Raw genomic sequence first — 22708 nt, forward strand, 5'->3', positions numbered from 1 at the left:
GAAAGCAGGTAGGTTGGGTTGCCAAACCCAACATTTTTAACGCTTAAAGATTTTGTTGGGGCTCGACCCAACCTACGACCTGCCGATGGGCAGCAAACTGCGCAACCCCAAAGCAGCCTGAAAACCGAAAACCCGGCTTTCAGGCTGCCTGCGCCCTGCCCTGCCGGCACAAAAAAACGCGGCGGCTCGGATACTCTAAAGAGTCCGAACCGCCGCGCGTTTAGGCGGGGATTAGATTACGCCTTGTGCCAGCATGGCTTCGGCAACTTTCTTGAAGCCGGCGATGTTGGCGCCGTTTACGTAGTTCACATAGCCGCCTTCGCTGCCGTTGGCCACGCAGTTTTCATGGATGTTTTCCATGATGCCGTGCAGGCGTTGGTCAACTTCTTCGGCGCTCCAAGACAGGCGGATGGCGTTTTGGCTCATTTCCAGACCGGAAGTGGCGACGCCGCCGGCGTTGGAGGCCTTGCCCGGGGCGTAAAGGATTTTCGCGCCGATAAAGGCTTCAACCGCGCCGAGGGTGGAGGGCATATTGGCGCCTTCGGCCACGCATTTGACGCCGTTTTTCAGCAGCTCTTTGGCGTCGTTTTCATCCAGTTCGTTCTGGGTGGCGCAGGGCAGCGCGATGTCGCAGGCCACGGCCCACGGACGTTTGCCTTCGAAGTATTCCAGACCCTGCTCTTTGGCAAACACCGACAGGCGCTCGCGGCGGACGTTTTTCACTTCCTGCAGCGCGTCGAAGTGGGCTTCGGTCATGCCCGAATCGGGGAATTTGACGAAGCCGGAAGAGTCGGAAACGGTCAGCACTTTGGCACCCAGTTGCAGCGCTTTTTCGGCGGCGTATTGGGCAACGTTGCCGGAGCCGGAAATCACCACGCGTTTGCCTTCAAAGCCCTCGCCTTTGGTTTTCAGCATGAATTGGGCGAAGTACACGGTGCCGTAGCCGGTGGCTTCGGGGCGGATCAGGCTGCCGCCGTAGGTCAGACCTTTGCCGGTGAGTACGGAGGCGAACTCGTTGCGTACGCGGCGGTATTGGCCGTAGAGGTAGCCGATTTCGCGCGCGCCCACGCCGATGTCGCCGGCGGGCACGTCCAGATCGGCGCCGATGTGGCGGGAGAGTTCGGTCATGAAGGCTTGGCAGAAACGCATTACTTCGGCATCGGATTTGCCTTTGGGATCGAAGTCGGAACCGCCTTTACCGCCGCCCATCGGCAGGGTGGTCAGCGCATTTTTGAAGACTTGTTCGAAAGCCAGGAATTTGAGCACGCCCAAATCTACGGTGGGGTGGAAGCGCAGGCCGCCTTTGTAGGGGCCGATGGCGGAGTTCATCTGGATGCGGTAGCCGCGGTTTACCTGCACTTGGCCTTGGTCGTCCACCCAAGAGATGCGGAACATAATCACGCGCTCGGGCTCGACGATGCGCTCCAGCAGGCCGGCTTTGGTGTATTGCGGGTTTTTGTCCAAAAACGGTTTCAGGCTGCCGAATACCTCTTCAACGGCTTGGTGGAATACGGTTTGGTTCGGATCGCGCTGTTTGATCTGCTGGAACAAGGAATCTAGGTTGCTCATGCCATTCTCCATTTAGTTAAGGCGGTTGGTGGTGGAAATCCGCCTGCGCTCCGTGCCGGCACAGGCAGTTTGTTGCGGCGTGTAGTCTAGCAAGAATTGCCTGTCTTTGCCATAGCGAAAACCGGATAAAACCGCCTTGCCGCAGGCGCTGTAGGCAGCCTGAAAGCCCTTTGCCGCCCGCCGGCGAATCCCAATCCCGAAAGCAGCCTGAAAAGAATGAGCAGCGCCTTTTTCGCGCGCCGGATAGTTTTCAGGCTGCCCTTGCCGCTGCCGCCGCGCTTTTCTATACTGGCCGCCGTTTTTGTTACCGCAAAGTTTTGCCATGAATCCGCACGATCTGCTGCAACAGCTGCCGCCGCTGCAGGCGCCGCCCTGGCTCAAGGGCGGCCATGCGCAAACGCTGTACGCCAAAGCCCTGCAGTCGCCGCCGCCCGCCTACCGCCGCGAGCTGCTGCCCGACAGCTACGGCGAAGATTTGGCCGCCTACGATTTTGTCGATGCCGCCGACCCCGACGCGCCGCTGGTGGTGCTGTTTCACGGGCTCGAAGGCAGTAGCACCAGCCATTACGCCGTCGAACTGATGCACCGCGTGCGCGCGCACGGCTGGCACGGCGTGGTCGCCCATTTCCGCTCTTGCGGCGGCGTGGCGTCCAAACGGCTTTACCACAGCGGTGACAGCCGCGAAGCGGCACATATGCTCGCGCTTCTGGCAGCGCGCTACCGTAAAATTTATGCGGTCGGCGTGTCGCTGGGCGGCAATGTGCTGGCGAAATACCTTGGCGAACAAGGCGCTGCCGCCCTGCCCGCCGCCGCGGCAACGGTGTCTTCGCCACTCGATTTGGGTGCCGGCAGCCGCCTGCTCGAAAGCGGGCTGTCGCGCCTGCTCTACACGCCCTATTTCATGCACACGCTGATGGGCAAAGTGCCGGCCGGCCGCCGCCGTTTCTGCCGCTCGCTGGCGGAGTTTGACAACCGCTACACCGCGCCGCTGCACGGTTTTGCCGATAAGGACGACTATTACGCCCAATCGTCCGCCAAGCCGCTGCTGAAAAACATTGCCGTGCCGACGCTGCTGCTGAACGCGCGCAACGATCCCTTTGTTCCCGCCGACAGCCTGCCTACCGCCGCCGATATCTCGCCCAGCGTCTGCCTGCTGCAGCCCGAGCACGGTGGCCATTGCGGCTTTGTCAGCGGCGGCGGCCGCGGCCACCTGCGCTGGCTGCCCGACACCCTGCTCGCTTTTTTCGACGGTCTCGAGCGCCGGCGCGGCTAACCGTTTTCAGGCTGCCTGTTATCCGCTTTAACCCAAATAAAGGCAGCCTGAAAACCAAAAGCAGCCTGAAAATCCCTTTCAGGCTGCTTTTAGCCGTTTTCAGCACAGTGCCAATGCTTTTCGGTACAATGGCGCCCTTTTGATTTCCGGCACATTTCCATGAAACCCCATCAGGCACGCAAGCGCTTCGGCCAGAATTTCCTGCAGGACACGCGCATCATTCAGGACATCGTCAATGCCGTGCGGCCGCAGCCTGAAGACACCGTTATCGAAATCGGCCCCGGGCTGGCGGCAATTACCGAGCCGCTGTGCCGCCGCCTGAACCGGCTGCACGTTTGCGAAATCGACCGCGACATCATCGCCTACCTGCGCGCGCAGCCTTTCGCCGCCAAGCTGCAGATCCACGAAGGCGACGTGCTGCAGTTTGATTTTTCCAGCGTGCCCGGGCGCAAAAAAATCGTCGGCAACCTGCCCTACAATATTTCCACGCCGCTGCTGTTCAAGCTCAGCACCTATGCCGGCGAAATCGAAGACATGCACTTTATGCTGCAAAAAGAAGTGGTCGAGCGCATGGTGGCGCAGCCTGAAAGCAACGATTACGGCCGCCTGAGCGTGATGCTGCAGTATTTTTTCGATATGGAAAAACTGATCGACGTACCGCCCGAATCGTTTACGCCCGCGCCGAAAGTCGATTCGGCAGTGGTGCGCATGATTCCGCAGAGCGGCCGCATCGGCACCGCCGCCGATTTCGACGGCTTTGCCGCGCTGGTCAGACAGGCTTTTTCCCAACGGCGCAAAACCCTACGCAACAATCTGAAAGGGCTGGCCGGCGAAGCAGACATGGCCGCCGCCGGCATCGACCCGCAGCAGCGCGCCGAAGCCGTCGCGCCCGAGCGCTACGTTGCCCTGAGCAATCGCCTGGCCGCGCAGGCAGCCTGAAAACGCCCGCCCTACTTTGGAGAATCCCATGGCAAAACCCGCTTCCGACATCGTGGTCAGCTTTCAAAACGTCCACAAACATTTCAACAACCTGCATGTAATCAATGGCGTCAGTCTCGACATCCGCAAAGGCGAAGTGGTGGTAGTGTGCGGCCCGTCGGGCAGCGGCAAATCGACGCTGATCCGCACCGTCAACCAGCTCGAGCAGGTGCAGGGCGGCGAAATCTGGGTGGACGGCGTCAATGTGGCCGACCCGAAAACCGATCTCAACCGCCTGCGCACCGAAGTCGGCTTTGTGTTCCAGCATTTCAATCTCTATCCGCACCTGAGCGTGCTCGACAACATCACGCTCTCGCCGGTTAAAGTCAAAGGCCTGGGCAAGGCGGCGGCGGAAGAAAAAGCGCGTGCGCTGCTGGAAACGGTAGGACTGGCGCACAAGGCCGACGCTTTTCCCACCGAGCTTTCCGGCGGCCAGCAGCAGCGTGTCGCCATCGCCCGCGGCCTGGCAATGGAGCCGCGCGTGATGCTGTTTGACGAGCCGACTTCGGCGCTCGACCCAGAAATGGTGGGCGAAGTGCTCAAAGTGATTAAGGAACTGGCTTTCAGCGGCATGACCATGATGTGTGTTACCCACGAAATGGGCTTCGCCCGCGAAGCGGCCGACCGCATCGTGTTTGTCGATCAGGGGCAGATTCTCGAAGACTCGACGCCCGAGCAGTTTTTCACCGCGCCGAAAACCGAACGCGCGCGCCAGTTTCTGCGCCAGATTATGTCGCACTAAAACCCCGCGCCCGGCTGTGGTTTTTCAGGCAGCCTGAAAACCTTGTTTGCGGTACAATCGCCCGCATATCGGACACACTCATTCTGAAAGGGCAAAATTATGATTACCATCACCAGCAATGCCGCCGAACGCATCCGCGACTTTCTCGAAAAACGCGGCAAAGGCGAAGGCGTGCGCTTGGGCGTGAAAACCAGCGGCTGCTCCGGCTTGGCCTACACCGTCGAATTCGCCGACACCGTCGATCCCGACGACTTGGTTTTTGAAGAACACGGCGTCAAAGTATTCGTCGATCCCAAAAGCCACGTTTATTTGGACGGCACCGAACTGGACTACGCCAAAGAAGGCTTGCAGGAAGGCTTTAAGTTCCAAAACCCGAACGTGAAAGAGTCTTGCGGCTGCGGCGAAAGTTTCCACGTTTGATTTGGCCAGACGCGCAATAAAAGCAGCCTGAAAAGCCGATTGGTGCTTTTCAGGCTGCTTTTTTGCATGCTTGGTTTGAGCCATATTGCCTGCAAGCGGCAATACGCCACCGCCCTACCCTGCCGGTTTCGTCTAGGCAGGCACGCCGGACAACACGAAAAAACAAGGGAAACCGAAAACGGTTTCCCTTGAATCATTGCGGCTGCGGCGGATTAGGCCAGAGCGGCTTTGGCTTTTTCAACCAGCTGCGCGAAAGCGGCTTTGTCGAATACGGCCAAGTCTGCCAATACTTTGCGGTCCAGCTCGATGGCGGCGCGTTTCAGGCCGTTCATGAATTTGCTGTAAGACAGGCCGTTTTGGCGGGCGCCGGCATTGATACGGGCGATCCACAGCTGGCGGAACTGGCGTTTGCGCTGGCGGCGGTCGCGGTAGGCGTACTGGCCTGCTTTCATTACCGCCTGCTTGGCAACGCGGTAGACGTTTTTACGGCGGCCGCGGTAGCCTTTGGCCAATGCTAATACTTTTTTATGACGGGCTCGTGCGGTTACACCGCGTTTTACGCGTGGCATGTTTCAATCTCCTTATGCGTAGGGCAACATTTTGGCAACAGAAGCCAAATCGCGGTCGTTCACCATAGAGGTGCCGCGCAGCTGGCGTTTGTTTTTGGTGGTTTTCTTGGTCAGAATGTGGCGTTTGAACGCGTGGGCGCGTTTCACGCCGCCGTTGCCCAGCACTTTGAAGCGTTTTTTCGCGCTGGATTTGGTTTTCATTTTAGGCATGGAAAACTCCGGGTTACTTATAGGATAAGGCAGAAGGAGGCGGAAAAATCCGCACTTGAAACCCGCTGCCACGGTTTTTGCCGCTGAAAAACGCCTTTCGCGCGCGGCGGATGCGAAAGGCGCGGGATTATAGGCTTATTTCTTTTTCGGCGCAATCATCATCACCATCTGGCGGCCTTCCATTTTCGGGAACTGCTCCACCTGGCCGATTTCCGCCAAATCTTCTTTCACGCGCTCGAGCAGTTGGGCGCCCAGCTGCTGGTGCGCCATCTCGCGGCCACGAAAACGCAGGGTAACTTTGACTTTGTCGCCTTCGCTCAAAAAGCGCACGATGTTGCGCATTTTGATTTGGTAGTCGCCTTCGTCGGTGCCTGGGCGGAATTTGATTTCCTTAATCTGCACCTGTTTTTGTTTTTTCTTGGCTTCGTCGCGTTTTTTCGACTGCTCGTATTTGTATTTGCCAAAGTCCATCAGCTTGCACACAGGCGGTTTGGCGGTGGGGGAAATCTCCACCAGGTCCACATCCTGCTCTTCGGCCAATGCGAGGGCTTCTTTTACGGATACCACGCCGAGCTGTTCGCCCGTGCCACTGATTAAACGCACTTCTTTGGCGGTGATTTCGCCGTTGATACGTGCTTCGCGTTCTTGTGCGATGATAAATCTCCTGTCTGGTTTCGGATTGGCGCAGCCTTGGCGGTATTTTCAGGCTGCCTGTTTTTCAGGCTGCCGCTGCTGCGCGAAAAGCCGCGATTATAGCAAAATTTGCCTTTAATACGGCAATTTTCTGTTTAACGGCGCTTTTTTGCCGCAAGCGCCGCCAAGCGGCCGGCGGCAGCGTTTGGGGCGGCGCGCAAAGTCCGCTTATAATCGCCACCTTTGCCTGCCTGCGCCCGCGTCTGCAGGCAGCCTGAAAACACGGGAGTGCTTGATCCATGATTCGATTCGAATCCGTATCCAAAACCTATCAGGGCGGTTTTCAGGCTCTGAAAAACGTCAGCTTCGCCATTGCCAAAGGCGAGATGATTTTCATCGCCGGCCATTCCGGCGCCGGCAAATCGACGGTACTGAAGCTGATTTCCGGCATCACACGCCCCAGCGGCGGCCGCGTGCTGATGAACAAACAGGACATCGGCCGCCTTTCCGACAACCAGCTGTGCTACCTGCGCCAGCACATCGGCATCGTGTTCCAAGACCACAAAATCCTGTTTGACCGCAACGTGCTGGAAAACGTGCTGCTGCCCTTGCGGATTATCGGCTACGACCGCAAAACCGCCGACAAACGCGCCCGCATCGCGATTGAAAAAGTCGGTTTGGGCGGACGCGAAACCGCCGACCCGCGTGGTCTCTCAGGCGGCGAGCAGCAGCGCCTGTGCATCGCCCGCGCCGTCGTCCACCAGCCCAGCCTGCTGATTGCCGACGAACCTTCGGCCAACCTCGACCGCGCCTACGCGCTCGATATTATGGAACTGTTTAAAACCTTTCACGAAGCCGGCACCACCGTCATCGTGTCGGCGCACGACGAAACCCTGATGCAGGACTACGGCCACCGCATCCTGCGCCTGCAGGAAGGCAGGTTCGCATCATGAATTATCTGTCGCTCCACTGGGAAAGTGCCCGCCGCGCCGCCGCCTATTTCTTCAAACAGCCGCTGGCCGCGCTGATGATACTCGCCATGCTCGCCATCGCCATGACCCTGCCGCTAACGCTCTACTTGGGCGTGCAAAGCAGCAAAAACGTGCTCGACCGCCTAAGCGGCGTGCCGCAGATCACCCTGTATATGGACATGGGCGCCGCCGGCGCGGATACCGACGCCGTGCAAAAACTGCTCGCCGGCGACCCGCGGGTAAAAGAGAGCCGTTTTGTTGCCAAAGCCGAAGGGCTGGAAGAAATGAAAGCGGCGATGGGCACGCAGGAAGTGGTGTCGATGCTCGACGAAAACCCGCTGCCCGACGCCTTTGTCGTTACCCCCGCCGATGCCGATCCGCAGGCGGTGCTCGCGCTGCAAAAAGACCTTGCCGCCTATCCGATGGTGGAAAGCACCCAGCTTGACCAGGAATGGATGCAGACTCTTTACCGTCTCAACACCCTGGCCAACCAGATTTTCTGGTTTCTGGCGGTAACGCTGGGTTTTGCCTTTGTGCTGGTGGCACACAACACCATCCGCCTGCAGATTCTCAGCCGCAAAGAAGAAATCGAAATCACCAAACTGCTGGGCGCGCCCTCTTCCTTTGTGCGCCGCCCCTTTCTCTATCAGGCCGCCTGGCAGAGCCTGCTGTCCGCCCTGCTCAGCCTTGGCCTGTGCACCTGGCTGATGGCGCAGACCCGCCCGCTGATTACCCAGATTTTCCAGCCCTACGGCATCAATCTGCAGTGGCGCACTTTCTATTGGTGGGAAACGGTATCGGTGCTGATTGTCGTCTGCCTGCTCGGCATCGCCGGCGCCTGGGCCGCCACCCGCCGCCACCTGATCGGCTTCAAAGCACGGCGCCATTAAACCCGCCCAAACGCACAACACCCGTTTCAGGCTGCCTGAAACGGGTGTTTCGCCGCAAAAGCAGCCTGAAAACCGCTTAAACCGTTTTCAGGCTGCCTTTTTGCATTTACGCATGCGTGTGCAGCGCGGCGTAAATCTTTTCCGCCAGCGCGCGGCTGATGCCTTCGGTTTGGGCAAGGTCGTCGATGCTGGCGGCCTGGATGCCGCGCAGGCCGCCGAAGCGGGTGAGCAGCGCGGCTTTGCGTTTGCTGCCGATGCCGGCGATGTCGTTGAGCGACGATGTGATGCGGGCTTTTTCGCGTTTTTTGCGGTGGCCGGTGATGGCGAAACGGTGGGATTCGTCGCGCACGGTTTGCAGCAGGTGCAGGGCGGGGCTGTTGTCGGGCAGGCGCAGGCTGCGGTTTTGGAAGGGCAGGATCAGTTCTTCCAAACCGGCTTTGCGCTCGGGGCCTTTGGCGATGCCGATCAGTGGAATGGTAAGACCAAGCTCTTCCCATACTTCGAGCGCCATGCCGATTTGGCCTTTGCCGCCGTCGATGAGCACGGCGTCCGGCCAGCGCACGCTTTCGCCGTTGGCCTGGGCTTGGGCGAGTTTGCCGTAGCGGCGGGTGAGCACTTCGCGCATGGCGGCGTAGTCGTCGCCGGCTTTAGCGGTGGTGATGTTGTAGCGGCGGTATTGCGACGGCTGGATGGCGTGTTCGTCGTACACCACGCAGGATGCGACGGTGGCTTCGCCTTGGGTGTGGCTGATGTCGAAGCATTCGAGCCGCTGCAGTTCGTTTTCGGGCAGGCCGATGAGTTCGGCCAGCGCGGCGGTGCGGCGGATCTGGCTGCTGTTTTGCAGCAGGTGGCGCGACAGGGCGAGCCGGGCGTTCTGCACCGCCATGTCGAGCCACACTTTGCGCTCGCCGCGCGTATTGGAAACGAATTGGACGGCCTTGCCGTGCTCACTGCTGACGGCTTCCTGCAGGCTTTCAGGCAGCCTGAAATTGCTGATGACGAGATCGGGCTTGGTTTTGCCCAGATAGTGCTGGGCGGCGAAGGCTTCGGCGTAGTCCTGGCCGTTGGGATCGGGGTCGTGGCGGGTGTCGGGAAAGAAGTTTTTGTCGCCGACGTGGCGGCCGCCGCGAATGCTGGTCCAGTTGATGCACACGCCGCCCTGCTCTACTGCCAGCGCGAGAATATCGATATTGTGCGGGGCGTCGGGGTTGCGGCTGTCGATAAACTGGCGGCTCTGCACCAGCCCCAGCGCCTGTAATTGGTCACGGTAGCGCGCGGCTTCTTCAAACTGCAGATTGGCGGCGGCCTGCTGCATTTTGTGCTGCAAAGTCTGGCTCAGCACATCGGTGCGGCCGTTGAGAAAAGCGGCGGCCTCGTTTACCGAAGCACGGTAGTCCTCAAACGAAATGGCACCCACGCAGGGCGCGGAGCAGCGCTTGATCTGGTGCAGCAGGCAGGGGCGCTCGCGGTGGGCAAACACGCTGTCTTCGCAGGTGCGCAGTTGGAACACTTTTTGCAGCACCTCGATGCTGTCGCGCACCGCGTAGCCGTTGGGATAGGGGCCGAAATACTGGTGCGGCTTTTTCAGGCTGCCCCGGTAGTAGGCCATCTGCGGGAACTCATGGCCGGAGAGCATCAGATAGGGATAGGATTTGTCGTCGCGAAACAGAATATTATATTTGGGCGACAGCGACTTAATCAGATTGTTTTCCAGAATCAGCGCCTCGGCTTCGCTGCGGGTAACGGTAATCTCCACCCGCGCCACCTGCTTGACCATCAGCGCGATGCGTGGCGAGTGGCCGGCGGTTTTCTGGAAATAACCCGACACCCGCCGCTTCAGATTCACCGCCTTGCCAACATACAGCACCGAGCTATCGGCAGCAATCATGCGGTACACCCCCGGCAGCGCGGGCAGGGTTTTCAGAAACAGGGCAAGGTCGAATTCGGAATCGGGCGTGTTCATGGGGGCGGATTATAAGGCAGCCTGAAAAGGTTTTCAGGCTGCCTTTGCCTTATAATCGCCGCCTTTTCCCGTTTTCCCGTTCCGCCATGAGCCAGCGCCCCTTAAGAATTTTAGGCATCGACCCCGGCAGCCGCAGCACCGGTTTCGGCATTATCGACGTTATCGGCCGCGAGCAGGTTTATGTGGCTTCAGGCTGCATCAAAACCATCCCCAAAGACGAGCTGGCCGGCCGCATCGGCGTGATCGTCGAGCATATCGACGAGTTGATTGCCACCTACCGTCCCGCGCAGGCGGCGGTGGAGCAGGTGTTTGTCAACGTCAATCCCGCCGCCACGCTGATGCTCGGCCAGGCGCGCGGTGCGGCGCTGGCGGCGCTGGTGCTGCGCGGGCTACCGGTTTACGAATACACCGCGCTGCAGGTCAAGCAGTCGGTGGTCGGGCGCGGCAAGGCGGCCAAAGAGCAGGTGCAGCATATGGTGGTGCAGATGCTCAATCTCTCCGGCACGCCGCAGGCCGACGCCGCCGACGGTCTGGCCGTTGCCATCACCCACGCGCTGCGCCACCACGGCCTCGCCGGACGGCTGGGCGGCCTGCAGATTAAGGGCGGACGGCTGCAGCCGTAAACGCCGGATAAGGCAGCCTGAAAAACCTGTTTTCCGCCTTTCAGGCTGCCTTGCCGAAGCCTTTTGGCGGCCGCAGGCAGAAATAGGTCAGCAGCATACTGCACGGCCAGACCAAAACCCAGCTTTGAACCAACCTTATCACGGCAACACAGGAAATCAGCCCCCACAGCAGCGAAGCGGCAAACAGCCTGCGCCGCCAGCGCGGATGCCATGCCCTATCACGCGTCATCCAGCCCGCCATACCGGCAGCGGCCGCAGCAATCAGCGCACTAAACAGGCTCCACGGAAGCAGCACCGTCAGAAACAGGCCGAAGATTTCGCTCCAATCTTCCAGCTTGCTGAAAAACACCACAAAAACCAGATTCGATCCGGCGCCGGTCAGCAGGTTGCCGGCAAGCGCCGTCCGCGCCGCGCGCCACCAGCCGCGTTCTGTTTGGTTGTCCATCATCGTCCTTTCAGGCTGCCTTGCCGAGCACACGATTATAGCCAAAGCCCCGTGCCGCTTCCTGTATAATGTGCCGTTTTCCCATTTCGGGTTTTCAGGCAGCCTGAAAAGCCCTTCGAGAGAGATTATGAAGTTTATCGACGAAGCCAAAATCGAAGTGGCGGCCGGACGCGGCGGCAATGGCGCGGTCAGTTTCCGCCGCGAAAAATTCGTGCCGCGCGGCGGCCCCGACGGCGGCGACGGCGGACGCGGCGGCAGCGTGTTTGCGGTGGCCGACGAAAACACCAACACGCTGGTGGAATACCGTTTTATCAAACGCTACCAGGCCAAAAACGGCGAAAAAGGCCACGGCTCCGACCGCTACGGCGCGGGCGCCGACGACATCGAACTGAAAATGCCCGTCGGCACGCTGATCCGCGACATCGACACCGACGAAACCGTCGCCGATCTCACCCGCCACGGCCAGCGCGTCTGCCTGGCGCGCGGCGGCAAGGGCGGGCTGGGCAACCTGCATTTCAAATCGTCGGTCAACCGCGCGCCCAAGCAGGCCACGCCGGGCGAAGAAGGCGAAAGCCGCCGCCTGCTGTTGGAACTGAAAGTGCTGGCCGACGTCGGCCTGTTGGGCATGCCCAACGCCGGCAAATCAACGCTGATTAGCGCTGTTTCCGCCGCCCGCCCGAAAGTGGCCGACTACCCCTTCACCACCCTGCACCCCAATCTCGGCGTGGTGCGGCTGGACGAAAACCACAGCTTTGTGATGGCCGACATCCCGGGTCTGATCGAAGGCGCCGCCGAAGGCGCGGGGCTGGGACACCGCTTTCTCAAACACCTTTCGCGCACCGGCCTGCTGCTGCACGTGGTCGATCTGGCGCCGTTTGACGACAGCGTCGATCCCGCCGCCGAAGCGCTGGCCATCGTGGGCGAACTGCGCAAATACGACGCCGAACTCTACGACAAACCGCGCTGGCTGGTGCTGAACAAACTGGACATGCTCAGCCCCGAAGAAGCCGCCGCGCGCAAAGCCGCTTTCCTTGAAGCCACCGGCTGGCAGTTCCCCGCGCCGGACGACCGTTTCGGCTTCGACACCGAAACCCCGCGCCTATTTGAAATCAGCGCGCTGGCGCATCAGGGCACGCAGGAATTGGTGCGCCAAATCGGGCTGTATCTGGCGGAGAAACGGCGGCAGGCGGCGGAAGAAGCTGCCAAGCAGCCTGAAAGGGCAGACAATGAAACGGCCGCCGGCCAGACCGATTTGTCGGTGCTGAAAGCGGAATAACTTCAGAATTGGCACGCCGCATGTTTGGCGGATAAACTTGTTGGTTTTTTACGATACGAAAGGAACGACTAATGGACTTAGGAAAACTGCTTAACTTCATCATAACGGCCGCCATTGTGTTTGCCGGCTACAAATATTTCAGCACCGGCGACATTACCTTTGTGCCGCCCAACCAGGAAACCGTGCGCAAGCTGGCGCAGCCGATCGTGGACAAACTGCCGCCCGGAACCCATCTGACAGTAGGCCAATCCTGCGCCCGAACCAGCGGCGGCTACATCAAGAAGGGTGTGTTTACTTGCGAAATCAATGTATTCAGCGACCGCTCTTCCTACGCCAAAGCGCTAAGAAGCTATAAAGTCAAGGTTACCAAGGAAAATGGTGAATGGGTGCTCGTTAAAGGTTGGTTTGAGATCGTCAAATAAACCCGCCCGCGTTTCAGGCTGCCTGAAACCGCAAACGGCACGGCAAAACCGGCTTTCAGGCTGCCTGAAAGCCGGTTTTGCCGTGTTTTCGTTTTATGGCCTTAGCCGATCCATCAATCGATCAGCCCCAACTCGCGCAAGCCGCGGGCGATGCCGTCTTCTGCGGCGGCGGGGCAGACGTGGCGGGCAACGGCTTTGAGTTCGGCAAGGGCATTGCCCATGGCAACGCCGAAACCGACGGCTTCGAGCATTTCCCGATCGTTTAGGCCGTCGCCAAAGGCCATGGCGTCGGCCATTTCCAAACCCAGCGCGTTCAAGGCGGCGCGGATGCCGCGGGCTTTGGAGCCGGCGCGCTCGATAATGTCCACTCCTTGCGGGTGCCAGCGCACGGTTTTCAGCTGCGGCGGCAGCAGCGCGGCAATTTCGGCGTCGCGGCTTTCGGGATAAAAGGCCAGCATCTGATATACCGGTTCGCGGCCGACATGGCCGCTGTCCGCTTCATAGGGAATCGCCAGATCGCCGAGTGAGCGGTGCAGCGGCTCGTCGGCGGCCGCCACGCTGATGCGCTCGGCGGAAACGAAGCCGTGGCTGATGCCGTGTGCTTTCAGGCTGCCTGAAACCGCTTCGGCCTGCACCGGCGGCATGGCAAACTGCGCCAGCGGCCGGCCGCGGTATTCGACGTATTGGCCGTTGACCGCCACCAACATCTCCATACCGGTATCGTCCATCAGGCGGCGGATTGGCTCGGGCAGCACGGCGGGAGTGCGGCCGGTGGCGATGGCGGTGATGATGCCGCGCGCGTTCAACTGGTGCAGTGCATCGCGGGTGGAAGCGGGAATGCGGCGCTCGTGTTTGAGATAGAGCGTGTCGTCGATATCGAAAAAAACGATTTTGGGCGGCATGGTTCAATCCAACAGTTCGGCAGGAATGCGGCACACCGGTATCGGCTGGATTTTGTGCTGGGCGGCGCGGTTGAGACGGGTGTAAATATCAAACACCTGCTGCTGGCGGCCGGCAAACTCTTCGCGCGCCCTGCCCGCTTCATGCTGCGCCATCGCCCATTCCAGCTCGGGATAGCTCGCGCCCATCTGCTCTTCATCGGTGCGCTCGCCGTCCCACAGGCCGTCGGTCGGCGCCGCGGCGCGGATGGATTCGGATACGCCCAGCGCTTCGGCCAGCCGGTATACCTGCGATTTGAGCAAATCGGCAATCGGGCTGACATCGACGCCGCCGTCGCCGTATTTGGTGAAAAAGCCGACGCCAAAATCTTCAACCTTATTGCCGGTGCCGGCCACCAGCAGGCCGTGGGTTTGGGCGTAGTAATAAAGCGTGCTCATGCGCAGGCGCGAGCGGGTGTTGGCCAGCGCCAGTTCCTGCTGCTTAGCATCCGGCAGCGCCACGCTGCGCTCGAACTCTTCAAACAGCGGCGTCAGATCGGCGCTGATGGCACGTACATTGGAAAACTGCCGTTGCAGCGCGGCGATGTGGTTGCGGGCGCGCTCGAGCTGGTCGGCCTTTTGGCGGATGGGCATATCGACGCACAGCAGCTGCACGCCGCTTCTGGCGCACAGCGCGGACACCACCGCCGAATCGACGCCGCCGGAAATGCCGACGGCGTAACCGCGCACGCCGGCACCGGCGGCGTAGTCTTTGAGCCAGCCTGAAATATGGCGGATAAGAGCTTCTGTCTGCATGATGTTTCCTTTGGGTTGCGCTTGGATGTTTTCAGGCTGCCTGTGTATGCGGGCAGCCTGAAAAACGTTTGTGCAAAAACCGCCGCCCGCTTGCGGTGGCGGGCGGCGCGGGTTTATTGGGCAGACTGCATCGCCTGCTGCCATTCCTTACATTGCGTTTCGGTTTCTTCCAGCATGGCATCGGCCGCTTCCTGCCCCTGCAGGTCTTTGGTAACGGCATAGCGGTCGGCCATGCTCTGCTGCCAGGCCGAGAGCGCGGCCTTTTCCTTGCCGCCGCCCTGCTCCAGCACCGTGCCCAAACCCAGCTGCACCGACAGATCCAGCTGTTTCCATTGCGCCTGGTCGAGCTTGGCGTACTGCGTCAGCGCATCGGCGCAAACGGCCGGCAGTTTGCCCGAAGATTTGCCGCCGCAGCCGGCCAATGCCGCCAGTGCCAACAGCATCATTGTGGTGGTTTTCATGGTTTTCTCCCGCAGATAAAAGCCGTCTGTCAAAAGTGCGGGAATTCTAACAGCATCGCCGCCAGCTGCCAAAGGCAGCCTGAAAAGACTACAATCACCGCATGCCTGTTTTTAACAAGGAAAAACCGTGAAGCCCGCCGCCATGATGAAACTGCAAACCGTCTGCTCGCTCGCCACCATCACCGCCCTGTGCCTGTGGTGGCGGATCGGCGATGCCGCCACGCCGGCAGCCGGCGCGGTGCTGCTGGCCGCCAACGCCGTCTACTGGTGGCTGGCGTGGAAACTGGGCGCCGCCGCCCGCAGCGCCCGCGAACGCTTCGACGCCGCACCCGACGAAACCCGCCGTTGGATGGCCGAACATCTCAGCGGCCGGCGCATTGCCGATATCAAAACCCTGCGCGAGCATTACGGCCTGTCGCTGCGCGATGCGGTGGCGGTGCTCGATGCCTATCGCGCAGACGACAAAGCAGCCTGAAAAAGCGGCACCCGTCTTTTCAGGCTGCCTTGGCACGCCTGAAAAGCCTGCCGAATTCGGGTATAATCCGCCCTTTCAGGCTGCCTGAGAGGGCGGCTTTTTTTTGGGAAAAGACACAAAAATGACCGAACAGACAGTAACCGCCGCATACGGCGCCGACAGCATTCAGGTATTGGAAGGTTTGGAAGCCGTGCGCAAGCGCCCGGGCATGTATATCGGCGACACGCAGGACGGCAGCGGCCTGCACCACATGGTGTTCGAAGTGTTGGACAACGCCATCGACGAAGCGCTGGCCGGCCACTGCGACAAAATCACCGTCGCCATCAATTCCGACAACTCCATCACCATCGAAGACAACGGCCGCGGCATCCCCACCGGCATCCACCCCAAAGAAGGCCGCTCCGCCGCCGAAGTCATCATGACCGTGCTGCATGCCGGCGGCAAGTTCGACAACAACAGCTACAAAATCTCCGGCGGCCTGCACGGCGTGGGCGTGTCGGTGGTCAATGCGCTCTCCGACTGGCTGCGCCTGACCATCTGGCGTGAGGGCAAAGAGCATTTCGTCGAATTCCGCCACGGCGAAGCGGTCGAACCCTTAAAAGTGGTGGGCGACTGCCCGGCCGGCAAACACGGCACCCGCGTGCAGTTTCTCGCCAGCGAAGACACTTTCGGCCTGGTGGAATACAAGTTCGACATTCTTGCCAAGCGCATCCGTGAGCTCTCTTTCCTAAACAACGGCGTCGGCATCGAGCTGACCGACAAGCGCGACGGCAAACACGAAAACTTCGCCTTCTCCGGCGGCGTGGCCGGCTTCGTACAGTATATGAACCGCAACAAAACGCCGCTGCACGACAAAGTGTTCTACGCTTTCGGCGAGAAAGACGGCATGAGCGTCGAATGCGCCATGCAGTGGAACGACAGCTATCAGGAAAACGTGCAGTGCTTCACCAACAACATCCCGCAGCGCGACGGCGGCACCCACTTGACCGCGCTGCGCCAGGTGATGACGCGCACCATCAACCAATACATTGAAGCCAACGAAATCGCCAAAAAAGCCAAAATCGAAACCGCCGGCGACGATATGCGCGAAGGGCTGACCTGCATTTTGTCGGTGAAACTGCCCGATCCCAAATTCTCGTCGCAAACCAAAGACAAGCTGGTGTCCAGCGAAATCGGCCCCGTGGTCAATGAAGTTTTGAGCGCCGCGCTGCACGACTTTCTCGAAGAAAATCCGAACGACGCTAAAATCATCACCGGCAAAATCATCGACGCCGCCCGCGCCCGCGAAGCCGCCCGCAAAGCGCGCGAAATCACCCGCCGCAAAGGCGTGATGGACGGCTTGGGTCTGCCCGGCAAACTGGCCGATTGCCAGGAAAAAGACCCGGCGCTGTCCGAGCTTTACTTGGTGGAGGGCGATTCGGCCGGCGGTTCCGCCAAGCAAGGGCGCGACCGCAAATTCCAAGCCATCCTGCCCTTGAAAGGCAAAATCCTGAACGTGGAAAAAGCCCGCTTCGAGAAAATGCTCGCCAGCCAGGAAGTCGCCACCCTGATTACCGCGCTGGGCACCAGCATCGGCAAAGAAGAGTTTAATCTGGAAAAACTGCGCTACCACCGCATCATCATCATGACCGATGCCGACGTGGACGGCGCCCATATCCGCACCCTGCTCCTAACCTTCTTCTACCGCCAGATGCCCGAATTGATTGAGCGCGGCTATGTGTACATCGCCCAACCGCCGCTTTACAAAGCCAAGCACGGCAAGCAGGAGCGCTACCTGAAAGACGAAGCCGAAAAAGACGAATTTTTGCTCGGTCTGGCCGTTGATAAAGCCCGCATCGAATCCGCCGGCCGCGTCATTGAAGGCGCCGAGCTGGCCAAAACCGCGCGCAAATTCCTGAAAGCCCGCAGCACCATCGCCCAAGAAAGCCGCGTGATCGACGCCGCCGTATTGCGCGCGCTCTTGGACGTGCCCGCCGTCAGCCTGGCCGACGAAGCCGCCGCCCAAGCCGCCATCGCCGCGCTCTCCGCCGTGCTGCAGCACGAAGAAGTGGCGCTGGAACATGTTGCCGGACAAGAAGGCGGCCACTTCCTGAAAATCACCCGCAAGCTGCACGGCAACGTGATGGTGAGCTATCTCGACCAGAAATTCCTCGACAGCAAAGCCTACCAAACCCTTTCCTCCACCGCCGCCGCACTCGCCGCGCTCGAATTTTCCGCGCCGCTGCAGGTATTCAAAGGCGACGCCGAACCGCTTCAGGCTGCTTCCTTTGAAGACGCGCTCGACCTGCTGCTCGCCGGCGCGCAAAAAGGCCTGATGATCCAGCGCTACAAAGGCTTGGGCGAGATGAACCCCGAGCAGCTGTGGGAAACCACCATGGATCCCACCGTCCGCCGCCTGCTGAAAGTGCGCATCGAAGACGCCATCGCCGCCGACGAAGTGTTCGTTACCCTGATGGGCGACGAAGTCGAACCGCGCCGCGCCTTTATCGAAAACAACGCGCTGGTGGCACAGAATATCGACGCCTAAACCGGCACCAACAGGCAGCCTGAAAACAGAAAACCGCTGTTCAGGCTGCCTTTCCCGTATCAAAGCAGCCTGAAAACCTATCAAGCCCCAACCGACTTTCAGGCTGCCTGAAAACCCGCAAAGGAACCCCAATGAAATACATCCACACCACCGCAGAAACCCTCGAGCACCTGCGCAAGCAGGCGAAAAAGCGCCAGAGCAAACAAGGCGGGCAGATGTCCGATTTGCTGAACGCCGCCGCCAAAGAAGCCAAATACCAGAATTGGTCGCACGCCCAAGAATGCTACGCCGCCGGCGAGCGCTACGGCCGCACCCCGCTCACCGAAGAGTGCTTCGTGCTCGAGCGCCACACGCTCGACGGCCAGGACTACGTAACCGCCACCGGCTTTGAAACCGCCGAACCCTCCGCCTTTTTGCTGTTCAACAACGACCGCGGCGATGCCTGGCTCTACGACGTATTCAGCGGCCAAGCACTGTGCATCCTGCTGCACCGCAAGCCCTGCGAACTCATGCCCATCCGCTATCAGGAGCGCCGTTTCGACATTCCCTGGGACGGCGAAATCGACCGCAGCGTCGCCATCCCCAGTCTTGAACCCGCCACCGACGCCGCCCGCGCCAAGCTCGGCTCGATCTACATTTTCCCCGAATACGTCGCCCTGATGCTCGACGATCTCGGCAGCCAGGCCGAACGGCAGGCGCGCGAATTCCACCAGCAGCTCAAGTTTGAAACCGACGGCCAAAAGCCGGTGTAAACCGCAGCCCGAAACGGTAAAAAGCAGCCTGAAAACCGGATACGCGGCTTTCAGGCTGCTTTTTGCTCTGCGGCAAAGCACCCGGGCATTGGGCAGCCTGAAAATCTTTCAAGCTGCTTTTGGCACCGGCGCCATGCCGCCATCCGCTGCGGATGGGCCGTTTAAATCACAAAGCCGCCGTCCGCCACCGCTTCCTGCGGCTGCTTGCGGTACTGGCCGGGCGAGATGCCGTATTCTTTTTTAAACGCTTTGCCGAAATGGGTTTCCGAGCTGAAACCCACCGACAGCGCGATCGACAGCACCGAATCGGCACGCTGCTTCAGCAGCAGCGCGGCCTGCTGCAGGCGGATGCGGCTGACAAAGGCATGCGGGCTGCTGCCGGTTTGCTGGCGGAACAGGCGCATCAGGTGGGCGCGCGACATTTTGGCCTCGGCGGCCATGTCTTCAACGTTCCACGGTTTTTCAGGCTGCTCGATCACCGCTTGGATCAGGCCGCGCAGGCGTTTGTCGCGCCAGCCTTTGAGTACGCCGTCGGGCAGCTCCTGCCCTTCCTGCGCCAGATAGGCGCGCAGCATCAGCACCAGCAGCACCGCCGACAGCGCATTTACCACCGAAGTCGAACCCTGCCGCAGGCCGGCGGCTTCGCCTTTGAGCATTTCCACCAGATAGCACAGCTCGGGGCTGTCCAGATGCAGGCGCAGCATGGCGGGCAGGCCGGCAATCAGTTCGGCCTGTTGCTCGTATTCGAAACGGGCGCAGAAAAGCTGCATTTGGCCGCCTTCGCCGCTGCTGCTTTTCACGGTAAACGCGCCTTGCCGGCTGCTCTCTACCGTGTCTTCGCAGTTGCCGCAGCCGGCGCTGCTGCTGAGCACATGGCCGGCGGTGCGCGGGAAAAAGACGATATCGCCCTGCTGCAGAAGCCGCGCCTGGTTTTCGCCGTCGATCTTAATCCAGCCCGAACCGCGGGTAACGATGTGCACCACACCGCGCACGCGGCTGGCTTCGTGGCGCACATACCATGCGCCCTGAAACAGGCATTGGGTGTCCACGCTGCCGGCTAGTTGCGCCAATTCGACCAGTTTGTCCAACACATCCATCGTTTTTTACCATTCTTTGAGACGATTTGCAGATTATTATACGCAGATTATCGCCATAATCCGCAGCGTCAACCCAATCACGAAAGGAAATACCATGTTTCAAAACTGGCCCGAACACACCGCCCATGTGAAAAAATCTTTTGCCGCGCTGGGCAAAAACCATCCGAAAATGCTGCAGGCCTACGGCGCGCTCGAACAGGCCGCTGCCGCCGAAGCGCTGGACGAAAAAACGCGCGAGCTGATTGCGATCGCTGTCGCCATCACTACCCGCTGCGAAAGCTGCATCAGCGTCCACGCCGAGAAAGCCGCCAAAGCCGGCGCCACCGACAGCGAAATCGCCGGCGCACTGGCCACCGCCATCTCGCTGAACGCCGGCGCTGCCTACACCTACGCCCTGCGCGCGCTGGAAGCCATCGACAGCCAACGCTAAAACGCAACGGCATACAGGCAGCCTGAAAACCGATTTGCCGCTTTCAGGCTGCCTGCAAAAACCGGCTGCGCTGGCACGGCCAAACAGTCCGCGCTACAATTCGCGCCGTTTCATACTTCACACGGAGAACCGCCATGAAAACAATGTCCCGCCTGATGCTGCTTGCCGCTGTTGCCGCGCTGTCTGCCACTGCCCAAGCCGCACCGAAGGCCACGCCGCAAACCGCCGCCAAGGCCGCCGCACAGCCGGCCAAAGCCAAAGGCATCTGGATAGACGTGCGCACGCCTGAAGAGTTTGCCGAAGGCCATATCCAGGGTGCCGTCAATATTCCCGTTGACCAAATCGCCGGCAAAATCGCTGCCGTCAGCCCCAATAAAAACGCGCCCATCAATCTTTACTGCCGCAGCGGCCGCCGTGCCGAAGCCGCATTGCAGGAACTGAAAAAAATGGGTTACACCCAAGTCAGCAACCACGGCGGTTATCAAGATTTGCTGAAAAAAGGCGTACGCTAGGCGCAAAAGGACACCAAAACACACACTGCCACAGCCGTTCGGGAAACCGGACGGCTTTTTTCAGGCTGCTTTTCCCGCCAAGCAGCCTGAAAGGCTTGCGGATCGTCCGCCCAGCCCTTACGTTTTCAGGCATGATGTAAAGAAAAATTAAGCCGGTTAACAGCCGCTTCTTCCCAAAACTGCACAATACCCGATTTCAAGGGGTTCGCCCTTTGGGGCAGCCTGAAAACGGCTTTGCACAGTTTTGCCGAAAACATGTGTTTTTTCTAGGCATTTGTTGTCATAATCCGCCGCTGTCGAATTTGTTCCATAAACATAATAGGCGGTTATCCGCCGCAGGGTGCACGCCACATGAAACGCGTTTTTCTGTTTGCCGCTACAATTGCCGCGATGATGCTGCAACTGGGGGCGGTATTGGCATTTTTAGGCTGGAGCAGCGGTGTAAACACGCTCTCGAGCCTATTTTATTTTGCACTGCTGGCGGTGGCCAGTGCCTTAATATCCGTGCTGCTTTCCAAAACTTTGGCTCAAAATTCGGTTGGCGCCCAAGTGGTTGGCGAAGCAAAAAACGATACGGAAATATGGCTGCTGCAATGCGTGCGGGATTTGTCGCAGCAATGGGATTTGCAGCCGCCCAAAGTGGCGCTGTACCACTCGCCGGAATTGAATGCGTTTGCCGCCGGCAGCAGCCGAAACCGCGCGCTGATTGCGGTAAGTACCGGCCTTTTGGAAAATATGAGCCGCGATGAAGTGGAAGCGGTCCTGGCGCACGAAGTAGCGCATATCGGCAACGGCGACATGCTCACGCTGGCGCTGATGCAGGGTGTGGTGAATACGGTGGTGGTGTTTCCCGCCCATGCCGTCAGCCGCATGGCGGCAAAACTTGGAGCCGGTCAACGGCTGGTTGGCGGAGTGTATTTCGCCGCTTATCTCGGTTTTCAGTTTTTCTTCGGCTTTTTTGCCAGCGTAATCGTTTACCGTTTCAGCCGCGTGCGCGAATACCGCGCCGATGTTGGCGCCGCCCGTTTGGTCGGCGTGCCGAAAATGATTTGCGCCTTGCAGCGCCTGCGTGGTCGCGGCGGCTGTTTGCGGCAAGATATTACGACAATGGGCATCTCCGGCGAATCCGATGCCAAGCACGCCCAAACATGGCTGAGCTCGCATCCCAGCTTGGATAAACGGATTGAACGTCTGCGTATTCTGTAAACATTTCGGATATTGGTGCGTCAATTTGTTCATCGCTTCCCTACTTTCTCCGCTTACCCTTTACCCATCTACCAAACAAAAAAACCGAACGGGAAACCCGTTCGGTTTTTTGTTTCAGCCACTAATTATTGGACTTTGATTTCTACATCCACGCCTGCCGGCAGATCCAGTTTCATCAGGGCATCGGTGGTTTTGTCGGTCCAATCCACAATGTCCATCAGACGCAGGTGGGTGCGGATCTCCAGCTGTTCACGCGAAGTTTTGTTCACATGGGGAGAACGCAGCAGGTTGAAACGCTCGATTTTAGTCGGCAGCGGAATCGGGCCTTTAACAACGGCGCCGGTACGCTTGGCGGTTTCAACAATTTCCTGCGCGGAGCGGTCGATCAGGCTGTAATCGTAGGCTTTCAGACGGATACGGATTTTTTGGTTTGGCATTGATTCGGTATCCTTCGATTAAGCGATTACAGTAGAAACCACGCCGGCACCAACGGTACGGCCGCCTTCGCGGATGGCGAAACGCAGACCTTCTTCCATGGCAATCGGGGCGATCAGTTCTACGGTAATGGTT

At 59.6% G+C, this 22708-nt stretch carries 27 protein-coding genes; 15 read left to right on the forward strand and 12 right to left on the reverse strand.

What is annotated here, in order from left to right:
- Positions 1-231: 231 nt before the first annotated feature.
- Complete coding sequence (gdhA, locus tag MB824_RS01105) at positions 232-1569, reverse strand: NADP-specific glutamate dehydrogenase (RefSeq protein WP_238745130.1); 1338 nt, start codon at positions 1567-1569, stop codon at positions 232-234.
- Positions 1570-1891: 322 nt separating this feature from the next.
- On the opposite strand from gdhA, the gene MB824_RS01110 reads away from it, so the two are divergent.
- From MB824_RS01110 to iscA, 4 genes are all read left to right on the forward strand, one after another.
- A complete protein-coding gene (locus MB824_RS01110; protein WP_238745131.1) occupies positions 1892-2842 on the forward strand; it encodes a YheT family hydrolase in 951 nt (316 codons plus the stop codon).
- A 159-nt stretch (positions 2843-3001) separates the two neighbouring features.
- A complete protein-coding gene (rsmA, locus tag MB824_RS01115; protein ID WP_238745133.1) occupies positions 3002-3781 on the forward strand; it encodes a 16S rRNA (adenine(1518)-N(6)/adenine(1519)-N(6))-dimethyltransferase RsmA in 780 nt (259 codons plus the stop codon).
- A 52-nt stretch (positions 3782-3833) separates the two neighbouring features.
- Positions 3834-4562 (forward strand): amino acid ABC transporter ATP-binding protein, encoded by a 729-nt coding sequence (locus MB824_RS01120; RefSeq protein ID WP_238745168.1) that lies wholly within the window; start codon positions 3834-3836, stop codon positions 4560-4562.
- 99 nt (positions 4563-4661) lie between these two features.
- The gene (gene iscA / locus MB824_RS01125) at positions 4662-4982 is read left to right on the forward strand and encodes an iron-sulfur cluster assembly protein IscA (protein WP_238745135.1); all 321 of its coding nucleotides are present in this window, start codon (positions 4662-4664) and stop codon (positions 4980-4982) included.
- Positions 4983-5194: 212 nt separating this feature from the next.
- Here iscA and rplT read toward each other — a convergent pair whose 3' ends face one another.
- From rplT to infC, 3 genes are all read right to left on the reverse strand, one after another.
- Positions 5195-5551 (reverse strand): 50S ribosomal protein L20, encoded by a 357-nt coding sequence (gene rplT, locus MB824_RS01130; protein ID WP_197902937.1) that lies wholly within the window; start codon positions 5549-5551, stop codon positions 5195-5197.
- 12 nt (positions 5552-5563) lie between these two features.
- On the reverse strand, positions 5564-5761 hold the full coding sequence (gene rpmI / locus MB824_RS01135) for a 50S ribosomal protein L35 (protein WP_002232040.1): 198 nt from the start codon (positions 5759-5761) through the stop codon (positions 5564-5566).
- Positions 5762-5896: 135 nt separating this feature from the next.
- Positions 5897-6418, reverse strand: coding sequence for a translation initiation factor IF-3 (gene infC / locus MB824_RS01140; RefSeq protein ID WP_328516363.1), 522 nt, complete (start codon positions 6416-6418; stop codon positions 5897-5899).
- A gap of 275 nt (positions 6419-6693) precedes the next feature.
- Here infC and MB824_RS01145 point away from each other — a divergent pair, with 275 nt between their 5' ends.
- Positions 6694-7347, forward strand: coding sequence for a cell division ATP-binding protein FtsE (locus MB824_RS01145; RefSeq protein WP_238745140.1), 654 nt, complete (start codon positions 6694-6696; stop codon positions 7345-7347).
- The gene (ftsX, locus tag MB824_RS01150) at positions 7341-8255 is read left to right on the forward strand and encodes a permease-like cell division protein FtsX (protein WP_238745170.1); all 915 of its coding nucleotides are present in this window, start codon (positions 7341-7343) and stop codon (positions 8253-8255) included. Before MB824_RS01145 ends, ftsX begins: the two co-directional genes overlap by 7 nt.
- Positions 8256-8361: 106 nt before the next feature.
- On the opposite strand, the gene uvrC is transcribed toward ftsX, so the two are convergent.
- Positions 8362-10218 (reverse strand): excinuclease ABC subunit UvrC, encoded by a 1857-nt coding sequence (gene uvrC, locus MB824_RS01155; protein WP_238745142.1) that lies wholly within the window; start codon positions 10216-10218, stop codon positions 8362-8364.
- Between the two features lie 86 nt (positions 10219-10304).
- On the opposite strand from uvrC, the gene ruvC reads away from it, so the two are divergent.
- Entirely contained in the window at positions 10305-10841 is a 537-nt protein-coding gene (ruvC, locus tag MB824_RS01160) for a crossover junction endodeoxyribonuclease RuvC (RefSeq protein ID WP_238745144.1), read from the forward strand.
- A 40-nt stretch (positions 10842-10881) separates the two neighbouring features.
- Here ruvC and MB824_RS01165 read toward each other — a convergent pair whose 3' ends face one another.
- Positions 10882-11286 carry a hypothetical protein gene (locus tag MB824_RS01165; protein ID WP_238745146.1) on the reverse strand — a complete coding sequence of 135 codons (405 nt, stop codon included), beginning with the start codon at positions 11284-11286 and terminating at the stop codon, positions 10882-10884.
- 127 nt (positions 11287-11413) lie between these two features.
- On the opposite strand from MB824_RS01165, the gene obgE reads away from it, so the two are divergent.
- Positions 11414-12562 (forward strand): GTPase ObgE, encoded by a 1149-nt coding sequence (gene obgE / locus MB824_RS01170; RefSeq protein WP_238745172.1) that lies wholly within the window; start codon positions 11414-11416, stop codon positions 12560-12562.
- Between the two features lie 71 nt (positions 12563-12633).
- The gene (locus tag MB824_RS01175) at positions 12634-12984 is read left to right on the forward strand and encodes a hypothetical protein (RefSeq protein WP_238745148.1); all 351 of its coding nucleotides are present in this window, start codon (positions 12634-12636) and stop codon (positions 12982-12984) included.
- 113 nt (positions 12985-13097) lie between these two features.
- On the opposite strand, the gene MB824_RS01180 is transcribed toward MB824_RS01175, so the two are convergent.
- The 3 genes from MB824_RS01180 to MB824_RS01190 all read right to left on the reverse strand — a co-directional run bounded on the left by MB824_RS01180 (position 13098) and on the right by MB824_RS01190 (position 15139).
- Entirely contained in the window at positions 13098-13886 is a 789-nt protein-coding gene (locus MB824_RS01180) for a Cof-type HAD-IIB family hydrolase (protein ID WP_238745150.1), read from the reverse strand.
- Between the two features lie 3 nt (positions 13887-13889).
- Entirely contained in the window at positions 13890-14678 is a 789-nt protein-coding gene (gene nadE, locus MB824_RS01185) for an NAD(+) synthase (protein WP_238745151.1), read from the reverse strand.
- A 113-nt stretch (positions 14679-14791) separates the two neighbouring features.
- Positions 14792-15139 carry a hypothetical protein gene (locus tag MB824_RS01190; protein WP_238745152.1) on the reverse strand — a complete coding sequence of 116 codons (348 nt, stop codon included), beginning with the start codon at positions 15137-15139 and terminating at the stop codon, positions 14792-14794.
- Between the two features lie 127 nt (positions 15140-15266).
- On the opposite strand from MB824_RS01190, the gene MB824_RS01195 reads away from it, so the two are divergent.
- The 3 genes from MB824_RS01195 to MB824_RS01205 all read left to right on the forward strand — a co-directional run bounded on the left by MB824_RS01195 (position 15267) and on the right by MB824_RS01205 (position 18893).
- On the forward strand, positions 15267-15614 hold the full coding sequence (locus tag MB824_RS01195; RefSeq protein ID WP_238745153.1) for a hypothetical protein: 348 nt from the start codon (positions 15267-15269) through the stop codon (positions 15612-15614).
- A gap of 121 nt (positions 15615-15735) precedes the next feature.
- Positions 15736-18141, forward strand: a complete 2406-nt coding sequence (gyrB, locus tag MB824_RS01200) for a DNA topoisomerase (ATP-hydrolyzing) subunit B (RefSeq protein WP_238745154.1) — start codon at positions 15736-15738, stop codon at positions 18139-18141.
- Positions 18142-18272: 131 nt separating this feature from the next.
- Entirely contained in the window at positions 18273-18893 is a 621-nt protein-coding gene (locus MB824_RS01205) for a hypothetical protein (RefSeq protein ID WP_238745156.1), read from the forward strand.
- 161 nt (positions 18894-19054) lie between these two features.
- Here the strand turns inward: MB824_RS01205 and MB824_RS01210 are convergent, their stop codons facing one another.
- A complete protein-coding gene (locus MB824_RS01210; RefSeq protein ID WP_238745158.1) occupies positions 19055-19990 on the reverse strand; it encodes an AraC family transcriptional regulator in 936 nt (311 codons plus the stop codon).
- 94 nt (positions 19991-20084) lie between these two features.
- Here MB824_RS01210 and MB824_RS01215 point away from each other — a divergent pair, with 94 nt between their 5' ends.
- The 3 genes from MB824_RS01215 to htpX all read left to right on the forward strand — a co-directional run bounded on the left by MB824_RS01215 (position 20085) and on the right by htpX (position 22138).
- Positions 20085-20420: a carboxymuconolactone decarboxylase family protein gene (locus MB824_RS01215; RefSeq protein WP_238745160.1), complete on the forward strand. Its 336-nt coding sequence runs from the start codon at positions 20085-20087 to the stop codon at positions 20418-20420.
- A 134-nt stretch (positions 20421-20554) separates the two neighbouring features.
- The gene (locus tag MB824_RS01220) at positions 20555-20932 is read left to right on the forward strand and encodes a rhodanese-like domain-containing protein (protein ID WP_238745162.1); all 378 of its coding nucleotides are present in this window, start codon (positions 20555-20557) and stop codon (positions 20930-20932) included.
- Between the two features lie 351 nt (positions 20933-21283).
- Positions 21284-22138 carry a protease HtpX gene (gene htpX / locus MB824_RS01225; protein WP_238745164.1) on the forward strand — a complete coding sequence of 285 codons (855 nt, stop codon included), beginning with the start codon at positions 21284-21286 and terminating at the stop codon, positions 22136-22138.
- A 125-nt stretch (positions 22139-22263) separates the two neighbouring features.
- On the opposite strand, the gene rpsJ is transcribed toward htpX, so the two are convergent.
- Positions 22264-22575, reverse strand: a complete 312-nt coding sequence (gene rpsJ, locus MB824_RS01230; RefSeq protein WP_238745166.1) for a 30S ribosomal protein S10 — start codon at positions 22573-22575, stop codon at positions 22264-22266.
- Between the two features lie 18 nt (positions 22576-22593).
- The coding region (locus MB824_RS01235; RefSeq protein ID WP_456077649.1) for an EF-Tu C-terminal domain-related protein at positions 22594-22708 on the reverse strand (115 nt) is incomplete at its 5' end.

The organism is Kingella pumchi, assembly GCF_022288825.1.
GTDB lineage: Bacteria > Pseudomonadota > Gammaproteobacteria > Burkholderiales > Neisseriaceae > Kingella_D > Kingella_D pumchi.

Excerpts from the sequence above, each read along its gene's own strand:
- obgE (WP_238745172.1), top strand. The coding sequence starts at position 11,414 with ATGAAGTTTATCGACGAAGCCAAAATCGAAGTGGCGGCCGGACGCGGC.
- htpX (WP_238745164.1), top strand. The coding sequence starts at position 21,284 with ATGAAACGCGTTTTTCTGTTTGCCGCTACAATTGCCGCGATGATGCTG.
- rpsJ (WP_238745166.1), bottom strand. The coding sequence starts at position 22,575 with ATGCCAAACCAAAAAATCCGTATCCGTCTGAAAGCCTACGATTACAGC.
- MB824_RS01165 (WP_238745146.1), bottom strand. The coding sequence starts at position 11,286 with ATGGACAACCAAACAGAACGCGGCTGGTGGCGCGCGGCGCGGACGGCG.
- rpmI (WP_002232040.1), bottom strand. The coding sequence starts at position 5,761 with ATGCCTAAAATGAAAACCAAATCCAGCGCGAAAAAACGCTTCAAAGTG.
- MB824_RS01215 (WP_238745160.1), top strand. The coding sequence starts at position 20,085 with ATGTTTCAAAACTGGCCCGAACACACCGCCCATGTGAAAAAATCTTTT.
- rplT (WP_197902937.1), bottom strand. The coding sequence starts at position 5,551 with ATGCCACGCGTAAAACGCGGTGTAACCGCACGAGCCCGTCATAAAAAA.
- gdhA (WP_238745130.1), bottom strand. The coding sequence starts at position 1,569 with ATGAGCAACCTAGATTCCTTGTTCCAGCAGATCAAACAGCGCGATCCG.
- uvrC (WP_238745142.1), bottom strand. The coding sequence starts at position 10,218 with ATGAACACGCCCGATTCCGAATTCGACCTTGCCCTGTTTCTGAAAACC.
- MB824_RS01220 (WP_238745162.1), top strand. The coding sequence starts at position 20,555 with ATGAAAACAATGTCCCGCCTGATGCTGCTTGCCGCTGTTGCCGCGCTG.
- MB824_RS01180 (WP_238745150.1), bottom strand. The coding sequence starts at position 13,886 with ATGCCGCCCAAAATCGTTTTTTTCGATATCGACGACACGCTCTATCTC.
- MB824_RS01145 (WP_238745140.1), top strand. The coding sequence starts at position 6,694 with ATGATTCGATTCGAATCCGTATCCAAAACCTATCAGGGCGGTTTTCAG.
- MB824_RS01110 (WP_238745131.1), top strand. The coding sequence starts at position 1,892 with ATGAATCCGCACGATCTGCTGCAACAGCTGCCGCCGCTGCAGGCGCCG.
- gyrB (WP_238745154.1), top strand. The coding sequence starts at position 15,736 with ATGACCGAACAGACAGTAACCGCCGCATACGGCGCCGACAGCATTCAG.
- ruvC (WP_238745144.1), top strand. The coding sequence starts at position 10,305 with ATGAGCCAGCGCCCCTTAAGAATTTTAGGCATCGACCCCGGCAGCCGC.
- rsmA (WP_238745133.1), top strand. The coding sequence starts at position 3,002 with ATGAAACCCCATCAGGCACGCAAGCGCTTCGGCCAGAATTTCCTGCAG.
- MB824_RS01205 (WP_238745156.1), top strand. The coding sequence starts at position 18,273 with ATGAAATACATCCACACCACCGCAGAAACCCTCGAGCACCTGCGCAAG.
- MB824_RS01210 (WP_238745158.1), bottom strand. The coding sequence starts at position 19,990 with ATGGATGTGTTGGACAAACTGGTCGAATTGGCGCAACTAGCCGGCAGC.
- MB824_RS01175 (WP_238745148.1), top strand. The coding sequence starts at position 12,634 with ATGGACTTAGGAAAACTGCTTAACTTCATCATAACGGCCGCCATTGTG.
- MB824_RS01190 (WP_238745152.1), bottom strand. The coding sequence starts at position 15,139 with ATGAAAACCACCACAATGATGCTGTTGGCACTGGCGGCATTGGCCGGC.
- iscA (WP_238745135.1), top strand. The coding sequence starts at position 4,662 with ATGATTACCATCACCAGCAATGCCGCCGAACGCATCCGCGACTTTCTC.
- nadE (WP_238745151.1), bottom strand. The coding sequence starts at position 14,678 with ATGCAGACAGAAGCTCTTATCCGCCATATTTCAGGCTGGCTCAAAGAC.